Here is a 2,128-nt window from a genome sequence, read left to right as displayed (position 1 = left end):
ACAGACAACGGTTTTGAGTTTACCAACCGTTTTTCGGGCAGCAAGCGTATTTTGCCGACGCTATTTGAAAAAACGGCCGCTGAACTGAATATCCGGCATAAACTGATCCGTCCTTACACGCCGCGCCATAATGGCAAGGTCGAGCGCAGCCACCGCGAGGATCAGAAACGCTTCTACTCTTGCCACTCGTTCTATTCCTTGGATGACTTTGCAAAGCAGCTTGCTGTCCACAACCGCCGCTCCAACAACTTGCCCATGAGACCCCTCCGCTGGATGGCTCCCGCTGAGGTCACTATCCAATATGTTTGACAAACCTACAGTCCCCAAAAGATCCCAATCTATCCGATGCGGAAAAGCATGAATCCCACGGTGTTGATGGCGAAATTGGCAAACATATGGGTGATCCAGGAAGTATAGATGCTTTCGCTTTTTTCATTGAGGTAATTAAAGATGCATCCTCCCACAAAAAGCCCCGCAAGCAGCACCAGGTACACCCACCAGAAAAACATCCCGGCCAGCATCCCTCCATGGTAAAAGGCGAACAGCGCCGGACTGAAAATATAAGCCAGTTTCCGGCCGATATAGGGTTTCAGCGAAAGAAAGGCGAAGCCCCGAAAGAAAAATTCCTCCAGAAAGGAATTGGCCAGGGAGATATACAGGGACACGAAGATAAAATTCTCACCGGTGATGCCGTGCTTTTCCTGTAAGGTGGCCGTCACCTGAGAAAAATCCACAAAGCCCTTTGTGCACAGATATCCTCCCACGATCACTCCATAAATCAAAAGCCCCAGTATCCCGGCCTGTACCATAGTTTTCCCATTCAGGCAAAACAACTTTTTCAAAAGGGGCCGTTCCTCTTTGTTCCACCCAAAATAAAAAAGAGGGATCATCAGGAAAAAGAAGATTTTCACCAGCACCTTTGGCACATAGTCCGGCTGGAGAAAGGCGTCCACCAGCGTCACGGCCAAAGAAAGAAGTATAGCCGACAGAATAATATAAAACCCTCGCTGCCATTTTCTGGTCATCCTCTTCTCTCCCCTTCCATTGAATAACACTTCTTATTTCAGCAGATAAACCACAAAGTCCACTGTCATCACCAGGAACAGAGCGCCTGTGAGCCAAGCCAGGACCCTGTCCGGTATGCGCCGGGCCAGCTTATAAAACAGGGGCTGGATCACATAAAGAAACAACAATCCACCCAAACCAAAGCGGATAGAGGGAGACAGGGCGATCCGCCCTTGAAAATTGATCTTGTAATCCACATAGGTCTGCCAGGGCCAACTGCCCACGGTGTACTCCATCCAATAGGTGGCAGCCAGTTCAATGGCCGTGGCCACCATCATGCATCCCAAAAAGACCAATCCCACTTGCAACCATCGCCGGGCCCCTTTGGCCGGCTTTTGCGCATACCGGCCAAAGCACAGCAGAAAAGCCAAAGCCCCAATGCCGTAAATGGGCAAATAGGGACCAAACAAAATCCCCCGGTTGGAAAACCCCCACCGGTAAATCACCACTTCCAGGAACACTTCATAGAGCCAGCCAATGACACAATACAGGAAAAAATACAGATAGATCTCCTGGAATCTGCGCAGCGGGGTGATACTTTTGTAAGAACGCCGTTTCATTCCGGTGTATTTCATCTTGATCCTCCTGCCTGGAAAGCCGTCTGATTTGTTGTTTTATTATACTATGGCTTTCCTCTTTTTGTCTACCGACTGCAAAAGAAAACAGGCGGCCTTTGTGAACTGCACCCCACTTGTTAGACAGTATGATATACTATCTAACAAGTGGGGTGTTTTGCTATGCCAAAAGGAGTACCAAACAAACGATATACACCAGAATTCAAAAAACTGGTGATTGAAACCATGCAGGAAGAGAAATTGAGTTACAGCGAAACCTGTCGTAGATTTGAGGTAAACAGCAGAGATCGGATCAAATCATGGGAGCGAATCTACCTGGAAGAAGGGCCGGAAGGGTTAGCCATCGAACGGCGTGGCCGCAGCAGTAAGGGTCGTCCGCCAAAGCAGTTGCCGAAGCAGGTAGAAGAAGATCTGCTGGCAGAAGTTCAGCGGCTGCGTGCGGAGAATGACTACCTAAAAAATTTGCAAGCCTTGGTTTTGGAAGAGGA

Annotated in this window: 4 protein-coding genes; 2 read left to right on the top strand and 2 right to left on the bottom strand. The window is 48.8% G+C overall.

What is annotated here, in order from left to right:
- On the top strand, window positions 1-309 hold a 309-nt coding region (locus tag KQI26_RS15045), incomplete at its 5' end, for an integrase core domain-containing protein (RefSeq protein WP_216505047.1).
- A 29-nt stretch (window positions 310-338) separates the two neighbouring features.
- Here the strand turns inward: KQI26_RS15045 and KQI26_RS15040 are convergent.
- Window positions 339-1,025: a CPBP family intramembrane glutamic endopeptidase gene (locus KQI26_RS15040; protein ID WP_216505046.1), complete on the bottom strand. Its 687-nt coding sequence runs from the start codon at window positions 1,023-1,025 to the stop codon at window positions 339-341.
- Window positions 1,026-1,058: 33 nt separating this feature from the next.
- On the bottom strand, window positions 1,059-1,640 hold the full coding sequence (locus tag KQI26_RS15035; RefSeq protein WP_253292905.1) for a putative ABC transporter permease: 582 nt from the start codon (window positions 1,638-1,640) through the stop codon (window positions 1,059-1,061).
- 162 nt (window positions 1,641-1,802) lie between these two features.
- Between KQI26_RS15035 and KQI26_RS15030 the strand changes: the two genes are divergently transcribed.
- The coding region (locus KQI26_RS15030) for a helix-turn-helix domain-containing protein (protein WP_216504915.1) at window positions 1,803-2,128 on the top strand (326 nt) is incomplete at its 3' end.

This window comes from Intestinimonas sp. MSJ-38 (assembly GCF_018917925.1).
In the GTDB taxonomy this organism is placed as follows: domain Bacteria; phylum Bacillota; class Clostridia; order Oscillospirales; family Butyricicoccaceae; genus Pseudobutyricicoccus.
The sequence above is the reverse complement of the archived record's forward strand: the minus strand, read 5'-3'. Positions and strand labels throughout refer to the sequence as shown.

Coding starts and splice junctions, on each gene's coding strand:
- KQI26_RS15040 (WP_216505046.1), bottom strand. CDS start 1,025: ATGACCAGAAAATGGCAGCGAGGGTTTTATATTATTCTGTCGGCTATA.
- KQI26_RS15035 (WP_253292905.1), bottom strand. CDS start 1,640: ATGAAATACACCGGAATGAAACGGCGTTCTTACAAAAGTATCACCCCG.